The organism is Roseburia sp. AF02-12 (assembly GCF_003461765.1).
GTDB classification, from domain to species: Bacteria; Bacillota; Clostridia; order Lachnospirales; family Lachnospiraceae; genus Roseburia_C; species Roseburia_C amylophila.
In genome coordinates this window covers 1,258,021-1,274,389 of the sequence record NZ_QTXS01000001.1, presented here as the reverse complement: position 1 = coordinate 1,274,389, position 16,369 = coordinate 1,258,021, and the positions used below count along the sequence as shown (strand labels likewise).

Sequence of the window (16,369 nt, the reverse complement as noted above, 5' to 3'; positions counted from 1 at the left end):
GTAAGCATGAAAAAGAAGGTGCGAAAGGGAGTATGCCGTTTCCTTTGCGGATGCATGATTCTTTTTATGAGTCCGTGCAGTATTCAGATGATAAGTGCGGAAACGGTAGAAGAAACTGAGGTGGCAGAATCTGAAAAAGCAGAAGTATTAGAAGCAGAAGTATTAGAAACAGAAGAAACCAAGCAGTTGGAAGAAATGCCGGATGAATTGACTTCATCTGTTTACGGAAGTGCGCAGACCTGGTATCCGGAAACTTCCGGGTATTTCATATTGATAGTTCGTGACAATGCAGGTGGAAGAACAGCTCGTTACCGGATTGACTGTAATATAGGGGAACGTCATTCCAATGGGATTAATTATCGAATCTATTATGAAATGTATCTGATTGGGGGAGACGAGCTTGGCATTACATTAGAAGATAGGGAATATTATACCAGACATGATAATGCAACTTCTGAAATAGGAGCAAGGGAATATCATCTTCCGGTTACGTTTCGTCTGCCGGAGCTGGGGCATCATTTTGAAGGAGTGTCTACCAGCAACTGCTATCAGACATACTTTGAGAGTATGGAAGAGGAAACCTGTAGTTTTGTGGTGGACACCAACGGATGTGGAATGACACCCTGGGGAGATGATGGCGCATGGCATAATGATAATATCGAAGTAAATTATCTCGAAAATCGTTATACCATTCATTATGATGGAAATGGGGCTACCAGCGGAACTGTTGCTTCTCAACCGGATGTGCTGTATGGAAAACCGATTCAATTACAGCAGAATCAGTATAAGAAAGAGTATACAGTAACCTTGGATGGAAATGGTGGAACATCTGAGGCAGAGAAACTTACCGCGGAAAGCACCTTTGCCGGGTGGGAAGATCATAACAGTTTTTATTATAACGGAATAGAATTTCCGTGGTATGCATTTGATGCCCCCTGTTATGCAAAAGCAAATCAGGATTTACTGGAAAGTTTCGGGTTTAATAAGGCAGCATTAGTAAAACATTTCTATCAGTATGTGATACAGGGCAGGGAACGAAGAATATCCAGTCCATATTTTCGATTGACGGATTATATGAAATATGGAGGGGAAGATTTAAAACAGGCATTTGGCAGCCGGCGTGAGTCATATTTATTACATTGGATAAATCATGGATATAATGAGCATAGAGAGGGAATAGGCACAATCGGTGTGCCGGAAGCGTTATCGGAACTTTCTGTATACGAAGATAAGGCACAGGTATTAAATTTATCTTCAAAGCATAAGGGAGAGGTTCTATTAAAGGCACAATGGAAGGATGCAGAAGTAATACTTCCATCTGCAAAGCGCAGTGGGTATGCGTTTGCCGGCTGGGCAGACAGGAAAGATGCTAAAGAGCCGGTATATAATTCAGGAGATAAGGTAGTGGTAACGGAGAATCAGACCTTTTATGCCATCTGGAAGAAATCAAAGCCACCGGTTATAGAGCGGACGATATCGATTCAGAATGGAACGGATGGATTCTATACATATGTCTTTGTGCGGGATGGCGGAGATGGAATTAAAAAGACTGCTTTTGCGGTGTGGAGTGAAAACCAGGGTCAGGATGATTTGACGGCAGAATGGCAGATGTCAGAATTAGGAGAAAAAGGGGACTATTTTATAGAGGGGCAAAACTATAATTACCGTTATTATACCTCTGCTGTAAAACATAAGAATGAATATGGAAGGCATCTGATTTCAATTTATGCATATGATGGTCTGGATGGCTATGCAACAGCAGATACGGATTTTTGTTATTGCTTTCCAATCATTTTTGATGGAAATGGAGGCCTGATCGATGGAGAAGAGACAAAGCAGGAGAGCCGATATTATGGGACACCCTATGGAGAAATGCCAGACGCCGTGCGGGAGAACTTCCTTTTCTTAGGATGGAGCACAGAGCCGGATACAGAACAGGACAAAGAGGAAGATAAAAAGCCGGATGTAATATGGCAGGAAAAAGAACTTATCGGGGAAGAAGATGTTTTTTGCCATGCAGGGGAACAGAGATTATATGCACAGTGGGATGAGAGTCCTGTTATTGAGGCAAAAGATCAGTATTATAGTTTGACGGATGCAAGAAGCGGCAGGATTACAGAGGAAATACTTTTGCAGCAGGCATGTGCAAAGGACAGAGAAAACAGCTCAGAAGATAATCCGGAAGGTATCTTAGAGAGCGGAGTAGATGAAGAGAAGAATACTGTTTTTTGCGTGGAAGATTATACGGAAGAAGAGTGGAAGAACTTTGCGCATGAAGGAACCACCACGATTACTTATTATGCAAAAGATGCAGTTGGCAATGTCGGCAGAAAACAGGTTACCGTTTATCTGGTGGATACTACCTCGCAACAGGTGGAGGACAAAGAAAAAACGTTTCGATTTATCAGTGAAAAATATCTTGATACCATAACACAGGATTCTATTTGGAGGAGAGAAGAAAATTACAGACAGTTAGAAGAGGCATTGCAAAGGAATACGGCTTTAGAAGTCTGGAATTTATCACATCAACAGATGAATGAGATGAAAGAATATGAATTGCAGCATAATACTGGGAAAATGACGGAAATAGAGCGTTTTCGGAACAAATTTATCCATTGTATCGGTGAATATGCCGAAATTTAGAAAGAAAGAAAGAAAGAAAGAAAGAAAGAAAGAAAGAAGAAATTGGTTGCACAATAAAAATGACTTATGGTATAGTTGGAGAAAAGTGAAAGGAGTTATGAAAAATTGAATCCAAAGAAAAAAATATTGATTTTATCAGGCTGTCTGCTTACAGTGGCAGCTGTAGTTGGTGGTACATTTTTCGTACAGAAGAGCAGTAATCATGTTTTAAACAAAACATCCATAGGAAAATTCCACGAAGCAGAGGAGCATACTGCAACAGGAGTTGTGGTATGTAAGACGGAAGCATTGCAGGAGGTATTTCAGCAGAAGAAAGAAGAGGTTCTGTTGGCAAAGCAGGAAGTGCCGGATGAATCCGAGGGAAAGAATGAGAAAACCGATAAAAAGGGAACACAGGAAGTGACACCGGGAAAGGAACCAACAGAGCCGGCATCAACTGCAGGAGGGCCGGCCCCTTCAGCTCAGAAAAACGCAACGACATCCGGGGGACAGGAACCTGTCGGTGGAATTCCAGCAGCACCATCAGATGCACCATCGGAAACTCCGGCAGCACCATCAGAGACACCGTCGGAAACTCCGGCAGCACCATCAGAGACACCGCCAGAAATTCCGGCAACGACACCGACAGAACCGCCGGCAGAGGAAACAAAGCCAGCAAATCCATGCCCGTATCCACTTTGGACTGTGATGAGTTTTGATGATGGAACAATGGGATATTACTGGCCGATGGATTATGATATTGCAGATGCAGTAAGAGTGGACAAGGAATTGTATGAATTACATTATACCAGACTGGTAAGTACAACTTTTGTGGGAAATTATGATGGCGCATATCATGTAAGATTAAGTAAATTCAGTTATCATATTCCGTATGCAGATGACTGATGATAGAAAAAGAAAGGTATATCGAAAACTCCCTAAGGAGTTTTCAGATATACCTTTTCGATTCTGTTCTTATCCATTTTTTCAACCCGGAGCAGGATTCCATTTTCTGTGGTAATGGATTCTCCCTCGTCCGGAAGATGGTCTAAATGTTCTAAGATATAGCCGCCAATGGAATCATAATCTTCTGACTCTAAATGAATCCCCAGTTTTTCGCACATATCATAAAGGTTCATGGAACCATTGACCAGGTATTCTTTTTCACTTAAAGCAGTAATATCAGCTTCTTCATTGGCATCATATTCGTCATGAATTTCGCCTACAATTTCCTCTAATAAATCCTCTAAAGTAACAAGACCGGCAGTTGCACCATATTCATCTAATACGATAGCAATGTTGAGGGAAGAAGCCTGCATTTCTTTTAATAATTCAGCAGTATTCTTATGCTCATATGTAAAGAACGGTTCCCTCATAATAGAACGGATGGAAAAATTCGTCCGGTCATCATAGAGCAATAAATCCTTTACATTTAAAATACCAATGACATTGTCCGTGGTATCTTCATATACCGGTAATCTTGTATATTTGGCTTCCCGGAAAATCTCTAATAATTTTTCGTAGCTGGCATTGACATCTACGAAAGTCATATCTATGCGGGGAACCATAATTTCTTTTGCTTCAGAATCAGTTAAATCGAACACATTATTAATCATATTGCGTTCTTCATTCTCAATAACACCGGATTCGTGACTGACATTTACGATAGTACGAAGCTCGGCTTCTGTCATGGTCTGCTTCTTGGCATCAGGATTAATATGCAGGAGCTTTAAGAAGCCATGGGAAAGCATATTAATAATAAAGATGACAGGAGTAAGAACCTTCATAAGAAAGCTGACAACTCCGGAGTACGCCAATGCCAGTTTTTCGGAATGTATGGTAGCAATTGTTTTTGGAGTGATTTCACCGAAAATCAGAATCAAAACAGTTAAAATTCCAGTTGATATTCCGGCAGCAACACTTCCGAAAATGCGGATGGCAAGTGCTGTAGAAATAGCAGAGGCGGATAAGTTTACAATATTATTCCCGATTAAAATAGCGCTTAACATCTTAGATGAATGATCCGTGATAGCAAGCACGCGCTTTGCCCTTACATTTCCTTCATCTGCCAAGGTCCGCATCTTAATCCGGTTAACGGTTACAAGAGCGGTTTCAGCAGAAGAAAAGAATGCTGATAAAAGAATCAGTATGACAAGACTTACTAATTGGATGATATCTGTTCCACTCAAATTAGTCCACCTGCAGATTGGAATAGTAATCCGTAAGAGCACTTAAATCTACCTCTGTATAGGATACCGGTTTATTTGCTTCATGATTTTTATAAATGGAGAAGCCTGCCCAGCCTATGATAAGTGCAATGACAACAACGGTAGCGGTATAACCCAGATAACGCTTGCATTTCTCCTGTTTCATTATTTTTTTACGATTTTTCTTTTGTTCTTTATAACGGTCAACTTTTTCCTGACTCATAAGAAATCTCCTTGCAATTTTTTTAATAATAATGGTATTATACACCATGTAGGAATAAAATTGAACAAAAAATTCAAAAACTAATAGAAAACTAATAGAAAACAGAAAAATAGAAGAAGGAAAGAAAAATGAAGCAGGGAATAATTTTTGATATGGATGGAACTCTGTGGGATTCTACAGTCGGTGTGGCAGAATCCTGGAATGAAATATTAAAACAGGAAAAAGTGAACCGTACACCTCTGACTGTAGAGGATTTTCGTGGAATCATGGGAAAAACAATGGATGTTATTGCAGCAAAATTTTTCCCGGATATGCCGGAAAAAGAGCGGATGGAACTTTTAGATAAATGTGGCGAATATGAAAATGAATATCTGTCCGGGCATGGTGCGGTGTTATATCCGGGTGTGGAAGAAACCTTTGCAAAGCTGAAGGAAAAATATGAACTTTATATCGTAAGCAATTGTCAGAGCGGATATATCGAGGCTTTTCTTTCTTATTATAACTTAGGAAAATATATTTCGGATATAGAATGCTATGGAAATAATGAAAAACAGAAAGAAGATAATATAGCCCTGGTAGTATCCAGGAATGCACTTACCGATGCAGTGTATGTGGGAGATATCCAGAGCGATTACGAATCCAGCAAAAAGGCAGGAGTCGCTTTTATCCATGCAGCATATGGATTTGGCACAATTGATGATGAAGTACCGGAAATTGAAAATTTGTCACAGCTTCCGGAAGTGGTAGAGAAAGTATTTGCCGGAAAATAATTAAAATAGAAAACAGGAAACGAATGTAGAAATAAGAGAAAAAGAGTCTTGGTTGTTTGAAAAGAACGAAGCAAGGCTCTTTTTTAGTTGCCCGCATTCGTAAAAGGCTGCCAGTGACAGGTTTTATAGGTTGACAAATAATATTATATGATATATAGTATTGAATATAAAATAGTAATGCATTAAAAATAATATTATATTTATGAAATCTGGAGGGAGTGATTGCATGGTATTTAATACAGGCGCGGCACTTCTGGATGCAATTGTTTTAGCTGTAGTATCAAAGGATGAGGAAGGTACTTATGGTTATAAGATTACGCAGGATGTGCGGAAAGCCATTGAAGTGTCAGAATCAACGCTGTATCCGGTGTTGCGAAGATTGCAGAAGGACGGTTGTCTGGAAGTATACGACAGAGAATGTGGGGGCAGAAATCGAAGGTATTATAAGATAACTGGGAATGGAAATGAAAGATTAACATATTATCGGAAGGAATGGGAAAATTATTCTTCGAAAATAACAGAATTATTTTCCGGAGAGGAGAAGATATGAACAGACAGGAGTTTATGAGAAGGCTGGAGCAGTTATTAGAAGGAATTCCGGAAGAGGAAAAACGGGAAGCAATTGCATACTATACCAGCTACTTTGAGGATGCAGGAGAAGAAAATGAAGAGAAGATAATCCGGGAATTAGAATCTCCGGAAAAAGTGGCAGCAACCATCCGGGCAGATTTCCCGGGATGCAATAGCAGTGAGACAGCATCTTCCGGTAATCAGCAGAATTATAACGGTGCAAGCCAGAGTATGGGACAGCAGAATTATAACGGAACGATCCAGAGGGAAGACAATACCACAAGAAATATTCTGCTTATAATCCTGCTGGTGCTTACTTCACCAATCTGGGGCGGTATTTTAGTAGCAATTGGTGGAACGTTAGCAGGAATTATCGGAGGACTATTTGGAATTGCAGTCGGCTGTGTGATCGGCGGAATAGCGGTAGTAGGTGTAGCAATTACAATTTTGGTAACAGGCGCAATTTCTTTAGGTTTTATTTCTATGGCAGCCGGACTTCTGATGCTTGCAATTGGATTATGTGCGGCCGGACTTCTGGTTCTGGTATGTGGAAAGTTTCTTCCATGGTTTGCAAAAGGAATTGCAAAATTATGGCAGTCACTGTTTAAGAAGAAAGGGGGCGCTTGCGCATGAAAAAAGCATTAAAAATTATTTTTGGTATCGCATTAGGCTGCTTTCTTTTAGGCTGCGTGGTATTAGGAATTGGAATTGCAACCGGTGGAACCATGCGGGAATTTGTAGAAGCAGTGCAAAATAATAAATTTGCATTTCATTGGGATATAACTGACTGGGAAGGACAGGATAAAGGAACAGCCAGTACAGAAGAGACTGCATTTGCACCGGAAGATGTGAAATCACTTGATATCGATATGGATGCAGGAATGTTGAAAGTAGTCAAAGGAAAAGGCAAAGAGATTAAGGTAATAACAACTTCTAAAAATGCTGAGGTAGAGACTGCATTGGAAGATGGAACTTTAATAATCAGCGAAAACTTCCATGCAGCATATTGGGGCGATGGAGTGCATCGTTTACAGGTGGTTATTGAAGTGCCGGAACAGCTTGAGTTAGAGGAACTTTCAGTTGAAGTCGGAGCAGGAAATATTGATATAAAAGAAGGACTGTTGACGACAGCATATGCAAGCTTGGATGTGGATGCCGGAAATCTTGATTTTGCCGGTGAAGTAAAAGGTGATTTAGACGCCAATTGTAATGTGGGAAATATGGAATTGAAATTAACCGGAGAGCAGCAGGATTACAATTATAGTTTAAGCTGTGATGTTGGTTCTATAAAAGTAGGAGATATTTCCGTTTCCGGACTTGGCAGAGATGACGAAATCGACAATGGTGCAGATTATGATATGGATATAAACTGTGACGTGGGAAATGTTGATGTAATTTTTGAAAAACGATGAGAAACACGCTTTGCGGGCTGCCAGCATAAAAATGATAGCAGATAATGTGAAAAGACATTGCCTGCTATCATTTTTTATAAAATTATTTACTTGGAAACCCACTCATTTACATCATTGATTTTACTTAAAACCGGGAGCAGAATCAGGCAGAGAATAATGCCGACAACACCCTGGACGATATTGAATGGAATACCTGCAGCAGAAGAAGCAATTCCGGTAGCAAGAGCAGCGGAGGAGAAAGAACCGCTGGCAAATGCAGCAAGACCTGCTTCAAACAGGAAGTAGCCAAGTACCATAAGAGCCTCACCTACGATACCGCCGATAACAACGTGGACACTGCGGTTAGCTTTGGAAGAAATGTTAAGCCGCAGTTTGTGGAACAGAAGTCCGGCGATGCATGCGGTCAGAGCCTTGATGATTAAAGTGGCAGGAGCCCAGGTCATATAGCCGGAGAAAATATCAGCAAACATAGAGCCGATACCAGCGGCAAGTGCACCAATTCCAGGTCCTAAGATAATACCACATAGGAGTACCAGTCCGTCTCCTAAATGAATATATCCAAAAGTTGGTGTAGGAATCTTAATAATCATAGTTGCAATGCAGGTAAATGCAGCAAGCAAGGCCGCAGTAACCATTTTCTTTGTATTTTTCATAATAAAGTAAATCCTTTCTTTGGTATGTGATCTGCAAATCGTTTTCCCTATCATATGTAAAATGTGGTTTGATTAAAATAGCCAGATATAACAAATATGACCATACCAGTTTAAAGGCAAAAGGAGTATACAAATTTTAACGATTGCCGAAATGCTCATTCATTGGTAAAATAGTCACGGAAACATGACTACAAAAAAGGAGATAAAATAATGAAGAAAGAAGTTCGGATTGCATTATATATAGTTTCTATAGTGTGTGTGATTCTGCTGGGTGCAGCAATGATATATGCAGCCCATCACGGTGGAAGCATCCGCCAGAAGGACAGCCGGCAGACTGCCACAACAGCAGGGACAGAAGCTGCAGAAGACAGCAAGGATAAAAATGGAGAATCCGATTTAAAGACTAGTGATAAAACTGACGGTAAAAATGATGCGGAAGCCGGAAAGGATGCTGCTTCTGAAGATGCAGATAAGAAGATTGGGAAAAACACGGAAACAACAGATGTAACAGAAGATACAACACTGATGTTTACCGGAGACGTACTTTTTGCCAATTCTTTTAAAACAAACTATGATGCCGGAGGCATAGACGCTGTCATAGATAATGGCATGAAAGAGCTGCTTGTAAATGCAGATATTACCATGGTAAATGAAGAATTTCCGTTTAGTAACCGGGGCACCCAGATGGAGGATAAGCAGTATACCTTCCGCACAGACCCATCCTATGCAGCCGCATTAAAGGAAATGGGCGTGGACGTGGTCACTCTGGCAAATAATCATATCCTCGATTATGGAAGGGAAGCATTGAGTGATACTTTTACAACATTAGATGGACAGGGCATTTTATATGCCGGAGCAGGGGACAGCGTAGAGCGGGCGCAGGAAGTGCAGGTAATAGAAGTAAATGGGAAAAAGTATGGATTTCTTGCAGCATCCCGTGTACTTCCGGTTGCCGGCTGGAATGTAGAAAGCGCAGTACCGGGAGTCCTTTCTACTTATGATGAAACGCGGTTTGTCAATGCCATTGCCGAAGCACGCAGTCAGTGTGATGTGCTGGTGGTTTATGTCCACTGGGGCTTAGAACATCAGGAAAAACCTGAGGCATATCAGAGAACGCTGGCACAGAAATATATCGAAGCCGGTGCAGATGTAGTGTTTGGTGCACATTCCCATTGTCTGCAGGGCATTGAATATATCGACGGAAAGCCGGTGTTTTACAGCCTTGGCAATTTTGTTTTTGGCAGCAGCATTGAGCGCACCATGGCAGTGGAAATGGTAGTGGATAAGGATGGTGCAATTTCTTATAAGCTGGTGGGAGCAAAGGCAGAAAATGGAAAGACCAGACAGATGAATGAATTAGAACAGCAGCAGTTGAATGACTATATCAACAGCATTTCCTTTGGCGTAACGGTGCAGGATGACGGAACCGTAACACCACAATAAGAGACAGCAGAGTATGAAAAAGTATTGGTACAATAAGCTGAAAAGAAGTGCATAAAAATACAGGATTGCGATAGAGTAGTAATAAAAGAAATTGCCGGGAGATGGAATGAACAGTTCGAAACGGGAAAACTTACTGAATCTGGCACTGGATGCAACGGAAGAGGAAAGACAGCAGTCCTTAAACTTAAATGTAGGATATCAGGAAGAAACGGACACATGGGAAGTCATTGTAAAATATACCGGAAGTCTCAGAAAATTAGAGGAGATATTTCCGAATATTGAAGTTACAGAACTGAGCAATGAATATGCAGTTATCCGGCTGCCGGAGGCTTTGATGGATGCGGTAACAGACCGGACAGAAATTGAATATATGGAAAAACCAAAGAGGCTCTTTTTCTCTGTACAGCAGGGAATCAGAGCCTCCTGCATTACGTCCCTTTATACAAGAAAAATGGGGTTAGGGGGAACGGGATTGAGTGGGAAAGGTGTGATAACGGCATTTTTAGATAGTGGCATCGATTACAGACACCCGGATTTTAGAAAGGAAGATGGAAGCAGCCGGATTCTGGCAATCTGGGATCAGACCATTGCAGGAAATCCACCGGCCGGATTCCGGCTCGGGACAGAATATGACCGGAATATAATTAATGATGCATTGCAGCAGGAGGATATACAGGAGGGGTACCGTATCTGCCCCAGCCGGGATTTATCCGGGCACGGAACCCATGTGGCAGGAATCGCAGCGGGAAATGGAAGATCATCCAATGAAAGAAACCGGGGCGTGGCATATGAAAGTGATTTGCTGGTGGTAAAGCTTGGCACACCGGGAAAAAATTCCTTTCCAAGGACAACAGAGCTGATGCTTGGAATGGATTATATTCTCCGGAAAGCACTGGAACTTAAGCAGCCGGTGGCAGTAAATATAAGCTTTGGCAATACCTATGGTTCCCATGATGGAACCTCTCTTCTTGAAACCTATTTATCTGATATGGCAAATTACTGGAAATCGGTTCTGGTGATTGGCACCGGAAATGAAGGCAGTGCCAGAGGGCATACCTCCGGGCAGCTTGTAATGGGAAGAGAACAGGAAGTGGAATTTGCAGTAGGAGAATATGAGCCTGCGTTAAGCTTACAAATCTGGAAATCCTATGCGGATATTTTTTCCATCCGGATGACACATCCCAGTGGGAAAACGGTGGGGATTATCCGGCAGCAGCAGGGCCCCCAGAGATTTACTATCGAAGGAACGCAGGTTTTATTATATTTTGGAGAACCAAGCCCTTTCAGTCCTTTTCAGGAAATCTATTTTGATTTTCTTCCGGTGGAAAATTATATCGACAGCGGAATCTATAAAATAACGCTGATACCGGAAAAGATTGTAACCGGGGCCTATAATATGTGGCTGCCTTCCCTTGCGGTCATCGGAGAAGCAACCGGATTTTTATATCCCACAGAAGAGACAACGCTTACAATTCCATCCACTGCCTATAAGGTAATTTCGGTGGGGGCCTATGATGCAAGATATAATCAGGTGGCAGCCTTTTCCGGGAGAGGGTTCACCAGAGAGACCAATCAGGTGAAACCGGACATCTGTGCGCCAGGGGTGGACATTGAATCCTGTGCACCGGGCGGCGGTTATACCGTACGAAGCGGAACTTCAATGGCAACGCCATTTGTAACCGGGACGGCAGCACTTTTTATGCAATGGGGAATTGTAGAGAAACATGATGCTTTTTTATATGGGGAAAAAATAAAAGCATATCTCATCCGGGGAGCAAGACCACTGCCGGGATATTCTTTTTTCCCAAATCCAAGGCTGGGCTGGGGTGTATTGTGTGCAGCGGACAGCCTGCCATCGGATGCCGGATGAATACGGTTGTGCTTTTATGACACTTTTCTGAATAAATATTGTAAAAAACGATAATTTGATGTACAATTAAATAATGCAGGAAGGAATGTATAGACAGAAAAATATATATTTTTTGGAGGGGCTATGCAGGAGAAGAATACGCTGGATGAATTGTTTAAAGGGAAAAAAGGATTTGCGGAATGTTACCAGACTCTGCAGTTATTAAGTGAAAGTACCGATGATTATTTATTTCTGGCAGATTTAAAAGAGGGTAAATTTTATTTCGCCAGCAATGATATATCAAAGAGATATGCATTGCGCATGGATGAAAACAACAGCTGCGGCATAGATGACTGGAAAGATATTGTATATGAAAGAGACTTAAACCAGTGGGTTAATGATATGGAATCTATCTGCTCTGGAAAAAGCCTGATACATGATTTGGAATACCGGCTGGTAGACAGAAACAGCAATCTGGTCTGGATCAGCTGTCGTGGGAAAGCTGAACTGGATGAGACCGGGATTCCTTATGTAATGGTGGGAAGAACATCAGATACTGTCCTTTTGGGAAAGACAGATTCACTTACCGGACTTTTTAATAGTACTAAATTAATGGAACATCTGGATGAAATGCTGAACAGCAGAAAAGAAGGTGTTTTACTTGTTCTTGGTGTGGATAATTTTAAAAATATCAATACGAAATATGGAAGAGGCCATGGTAATTTTATTTTAAAGAGGATTGCGGCTCTTCTGGAAAATAGTATTGATGAAAACATAAAAATTTATCGTCTGGATGGTGACCGGTTTGCAGTTAATTTTGTGGGATATGATATGGAGGCTGTGCGTGAGGTATACCAGAATATACAGATGAAGATGATGGAGAACTGTACCTTTTCAGCAGGTGCAGTCTGCTATCCGATGTCCGGAATCAAGGATGCCAATACACTGTTTAACTATGCGGAAAGTTCTCTGGACCGTGCCAAGAAGAGCGGTAAGAACCGGTTGATTCTTTTCTCAGCAGAAGATTATGAGAAACAGTTGTCGGTTATTGACTTAACAGAAGAAATCAGAAAGAGTATCCGCAACCAGTGTGATGGATTTTATCTTCTCTTCCAGCCACAGATTGGGATGAGTAATTATGAAGTAGTGGGAGCAGAGGCACTGCTCCGTTTCCGCTCAAAATATCATGGGGTAGTGTCACCAAATCTTTTTATTGGAATATTAGAGCAGAGCGGAATGATTGTGCAGGTGGGAAAATGGGTATTAAAGGAAGCCATTGCCCAGTGTGCAAAGTGGCGGCGTTATAATCCGGAATTCCGTATGAGTATTAATCTTTCTTATATACAGTTACAGCAGCCGGATTTAAGCCAGTACATTTATGATTTATTAGAACAGGAAGGAATTCCCGGAGAAGCTATTATTCTGGAACTGACAGAAAGCATGCAGTTACAGGATTATACCAAATACAATCAGTTATTTTATCAGTGGGGCAAGCGTGGTATACAGATTTCCATGGATGATTTTGGAACCGGATATTCCAGCTTAAGTTATCTTAAGAGTCTGGCAATTGATGAGATTAAAATTGACCGCTGCTTTGTCAGCCGGATTAATATGAGTGCATACAATTACCGGCTTCTTCGTAATATTTTGGAACTGGCAAGAAGTGCACAGATCCGGGTAGTATGTGAAGGGGTAGAAACACCGGAGGAATTACAGACACTTGCAGAGCTTGCACCTGAAGTTTTACAGGGGTTCTATTTCAGTAAACCGATTGAAGAAGAGCTGTTTGAAAAACAGTATATTTTTGGACATGTAGAGGAAGAACGGTGGCAGGAAGATTGTGGGAATAGCACAGTGATTCTGCCGGAAGCAGGAGATGGTACCGATTATAAAGCAATATTAGACCAGTTAGAAGAGATGGTCTATGTCATAGATGCGGAAAGCTATGAGTTATATTATATGAACTCTGCCGGACAACGAATCAGCGGCGTCAGTGATTATGCCGGCAAGAAATGTTATCAGGTATTAGAGGGCAGGGAAGAACCGTGCCCAGATTGTAATATGGCAAAATTAAAGCATAAGAAGTTTTTGACCAGATATGCAAATAATGAATTCTTAGGAACCCAGATGTTGATGAAGGATAAATTAGTAAACTGGGGCAATAAGGCAGCACGCCTTCAGATAGGTATTGACATGAATACCATCAATATTTCCATGAGCAGGCTGGAAGAACAGTTAGAAGTGGAAAAGGGCATTGTGAAAGCCTTGGAAGAGGCGAAAGAAAAAGAAAATGAAGCTGATATCATCAGTGAACTTCTTCATCATACCGGGGAATTTTATCAGGCAGACCGCTGCTATATCTTTTTATATTCCAAAGAGGCAGATAGCTGGAGCAATGTCTGTGAGTGGTGTGAAAATGAGATTCAGAGCCAGCAGCTTTACCTCGCATCAGTACCGGGTGACCGGGTAAAACTGGTGATTGGCAGTCTGAAGGAAGACAGACCGGTTATTATCAAAGATGTGGATATGTATCGGGAGTCAGCACCGGATTTGTGGAAAATATTAGTGCATCAGGAAATACGCAGGCTGATGCTTCTTCCATTGTTAAATGAAGGTCATTTATTTGGATTTATTGGTGTGGATAATCCGAAATACCGCCCAAATGATAAGACTTTTCTTGCCAGAATACGTCCTTTTATTTCAAATATACTGATTCGTGACGGAATGATGGATGTAAAGAGTGAAATGATAGCCCGTATGACGGGTATGCTGAAGGAAGAAAATATATTACAGTCTGTAAAACTGGGACTGTGGACGCTGGAACTGGATACGGTCAATGGAAAGAACCGTCTGTATGTGGATAAGAGCATGCGCAGCATTCTGGGCATAGACGACATTATGAACAGCGAGGAATATTTCAGGTTCTGGTATGATAACATCAGTGATGGTTATTACGATTATGTACAGAATGCATTACATGATATTATTACAACCGGAAAGATTATTGAGATGGAATATACCTGGAATCATCCGGAACGTGGAAAAGTGACAGTACGCTGTGTTGGAGTGCTTGGTCATCAGGAAAATGGTGTCTATACATTAAAAGGATATCATCGTATCAATAATGATATGATTCGGAAAAAATTTTTAAAGAGTCAGGAATATGAACGTATGGAGTATAATGAGAAGAAACATACCATTTATTTCCATACAAATCGTTCTATGTTAAAGGGAAATCAGCTAAAAGAGGTTGGATTTCCGGAAAGCTGGGAGGATGGAATGGTACATCCCCATTTCCGGGATGTATTTCATGCAGCGTTTACCGGTGTAGAATATAGAAAAGAGGATCAGGTATTAGAAATTCTTTTAAAAAACAAGCAGGATGAGTTTGAATGGTTCCGTCTGGATATCTGTAAAATCGGAGACCAGAAACAGGATGAAAATTTGAGGATAGTTACTATTTATCAGATTGAAGATCATCAGAATATCCAGTTAAAATATTTACAGAGAGAGGACTTTTATCAGGCAATGCTGTCGGAGACCGTGGCATATGCTGAGGTAGACCTGAGTAATGGTAAGATTCAAAGCAGTGGTGGACTCTGGAAAGATTACGTAGCAGAGGGCGAGCGGGAAGCATTAAATTATATGAAGGTTTTCAACCGTCATATTGATGAACTGGTATTAGAGGAAGACCAGTTTGGATGCTATGATGTATTAGAGCAGGAAAAGATGGTTTATAATTATAACAGTGGAACGGCTACTGTGAATTATCAGCTTCGCAGAAGGATGGCAAGAGGAAGTTACCACTGGATGGAGCTTACCGTACATGTATTTCAGGAGCAGGTAACAGAAAATATGTATGCACTGCTGTATCTTAAGGATATAGATGGACAGAAACGCCGTCAGCAGGAACAGGAGCGTGCAGCCAATACCGATCCGTTGACGAACGTACTGAACCGGCGGATATTTGAACAATATACCAGCCATTATGTATTAGAAGAAGCAAAGAAAGGGGAAGTGTGTGCACTTCTTATATTGGATATTGATAATTTTAAACAGATTAACGATACCAAGGGACATCCATATGGAGATAAAGTATTGCGTACTTTTGTGGATACCATTCATGAAAGCTTCCGCTGTACCGATTATATAGGAAGACTTGGTGGGGATGAATTTGTAGTATTGTTTAAAGGATTTGGCTCAAAGAAAACCTTGGATAAGAGACTGGTTCGGATGCAGGAACAGCTGCGGGAGAAGCTTCCGACTCCGGTATCCTGTAGTGTTGGAATCACCCTGATTAGAAAAGACAGCTATAACTATGAAGACAGTATCAGGCAGGCAGATAAAGCTTTGTATACAGCGAAGCATAAAGGAAAGGATACCTGTTGTTACTGGGAAGAGTCAGAAAAATAGGCATTGACGGAGACAAAAGGTATATGTTATGATGATGGCGTATCAGGGAGTAGTTCGCACCGGATAGCCGGTGTTGTATTTTTCGTCATCACGTTATCTGAAGAGGGATAACCGGAATATACACTGCAGAGGAACGAGACTTTTACCGTATTATTTTGATGCGGTAAAAGTGCTCGTTCCTTTTTTGCTTTACAGGAAATTGCTTTC

Annotated in this window: 12 protein-coding genes; 9 read left to right on the top strand and 3 right to left on the bottom strand. The window is 41.2% G+C overall.

Translation table 11 applies throughout. The features are described from left to right. Positions 1–6: 6 nt before the first annotated feature. Positions 7–2,643: an InlB B-repeat-containing protein gene (locus DV740_RS06250; RefSeq protein ID WP_158561530.1), complete on the top strand. Its 2,637-nt coding sequence runs from the start codon at positions 7–9 to the stop codon at positions 2,641–2,643. Positions 2,644–2,748: 105 nt separating this feature from the next. Continuing rightward, positions 2,749–3,528, top strand: coding sequence for a hypothetical protein (locus DV740_RS06245; RefSeq protein ID WP_118087669.1), 780 nt, complete (start codon positions 2,749–2,751; stop codon positions 3,526–3,528). Between the two features lie 32 nt (positions 3,529–3,560). On the opposite strand, the gene DV740_RS06240 is transcribed toward DV740_RS06245, so the two are convergent. Together DV740_RS06240 and DV740_RS06235 are read right to left on the bottom strand one after the other, a co-directional pair. Beyond that, positions 3,561–4,811: an HlyC/CorC family transporter gene (locus tag DV740_RS06240; RefSeq protein ID WP_117698829.1), complete on the bottom strand. Its 1,251-nt coding sequence runs from the start codon at positions 4,809–4,811 to the stop codon at positions 3,561–3,563. A 1-nt stretch (position 4,812) separates the two neighbouring features. Further along, positions 4,813–5,052: a hypothetical protein gene (locus DV740_RS06235; protein WP_022244383.1), complete on the bottom strand. Its 240-nt coding sequence runs from the start codon at positions 5,050–5,052 to the stop codon at positions 4,813–4,815. Between the two features lie 128 nt (positions 5,053–5,180). On the opposite strand from DV740_RS06235, the gene DV740_RS06230 reads away from it, so the two are divergent. The 4 genes from DV740_RS06230 to DV740_RS06215 all read left to right on the top strand — a co-directional run bounded on the left by DV740_RS06230 (position 5,181) and on the right by DV740_RS06215 (position 7,804). After that, positions 5,181–5,822 (top strand): HAD family hydrolase, encoded by a 642-nt coding sequence (locus DV740_RS06230; protein ID WP_117698828.1) that lies wholly within the window; start codon positions 5,181–5,183, stop codon positions 5,820–5,822. Positions 5,823–6,048: 226 nt separating this feature from the next. Continuing rightward, positions 6,049–6,372 carry a PadR family transcriptional regulator gene (locus DV740_RS06225; protein ID WP_022244385.1) on the top strand — a complete coding sequence of 108 codons (324 nt, stop codon included), beginning with the start codon at positions 6,049–6,051 and terminating at the stop codon, positions 6,370–6,372. Further along, the gene (locus DV740_RS06220) at positions 6,369–7,025 is read left to right on the top strand and encodes a DUF1700 domain-containing protein (protein WP_158561529.1); all 657 of its coding nucleotides are present in this window, start codon (positions 6,369–6,371) and stop codon (positions 7,023–7,025) included. Before DV740_RS06225 ends, DV740_RS06220 begins: the two co-directional genes overlap by 4 nt. After that, positions 7,022–7,804, top strand: a complete 783-nt coding sequence (locus tag DV740_RS06215; RefSeq protein WP_118087667.1) for a DUF4097 family beta strand repeat-containing protein — start codon at positions 7,022–7,024, stop codon at positions 7,802–7,804. The genes DV740_RS06220 and DV740_RS06215 overlap by 4 nt, the downstream gene beginning before the upstream one ends. Before the next feature lie 86 nt (positions 7,805–7,890). Here the strand turns inward: DV740_RS06215 and DV740_RS06210 are convergent, their stop codons facing one another. Then, positions 7,891–8,457, bottom strand: coding sequence for an ECF transporter S component (locus tag DV740_RS06210; RefSeq protein ID WP_118087666.1), 567 nt, complete (start codon positions 8,455–8,457; stop codon positions 7,891–7,893). Positions 8,458–8,667: 210 nt separating this feature from the next. Here DV740_RS06210 and DV740_RS06205 point away from each other — a divergent pair, with 210 nt between their 5' ends. The 3 genes from DV740_RS06205 (at position 8,668) to DV740_RS06195 (ending at position 16,162) form a co-directional block, all read left to right on the top strand. Continuing rightward, positions 8,668–9,900 carry a CapA family protein gene (locus DV740_RS06205; protein WP_118087665.1) on the top strand — a complete coding sequence of 411 codons (1,233 nt, stop codon included), beginning with the start codon at positions 8,668–8,670 and terminating at the stop codon, positions 9,898–9,900. A 106-nt stretch (positions 9,901–10,006) separates the two neighbouring features. Then, positions 10,007–11,770, top strand: a complete 1,764-nt coding sequence (locus DV740_RS06200) for a S8 family peptidase (protein WP_118087664.1) — start codon at positions 10,007–10,009, stop codon at positions 11,768–11,770. 123 nt (positions 11,771–11,893) lie between these two features. After that, positions 11,894–16,162 carry an EAL domain-containing protein gene (locus DV740_RS06195; RefSeq protein WP_117698822.1) on the top strand — a complete coding sequence of 1,423 codons (4,269 nt, stop codon included), beginning with the start codon at positions 11,894–11,896 and terminating at the stop codon, positions 16,160–16,162. The last annotated feature ends 207 nt before the right edge of the window (positions 16,163–16,369 follow it).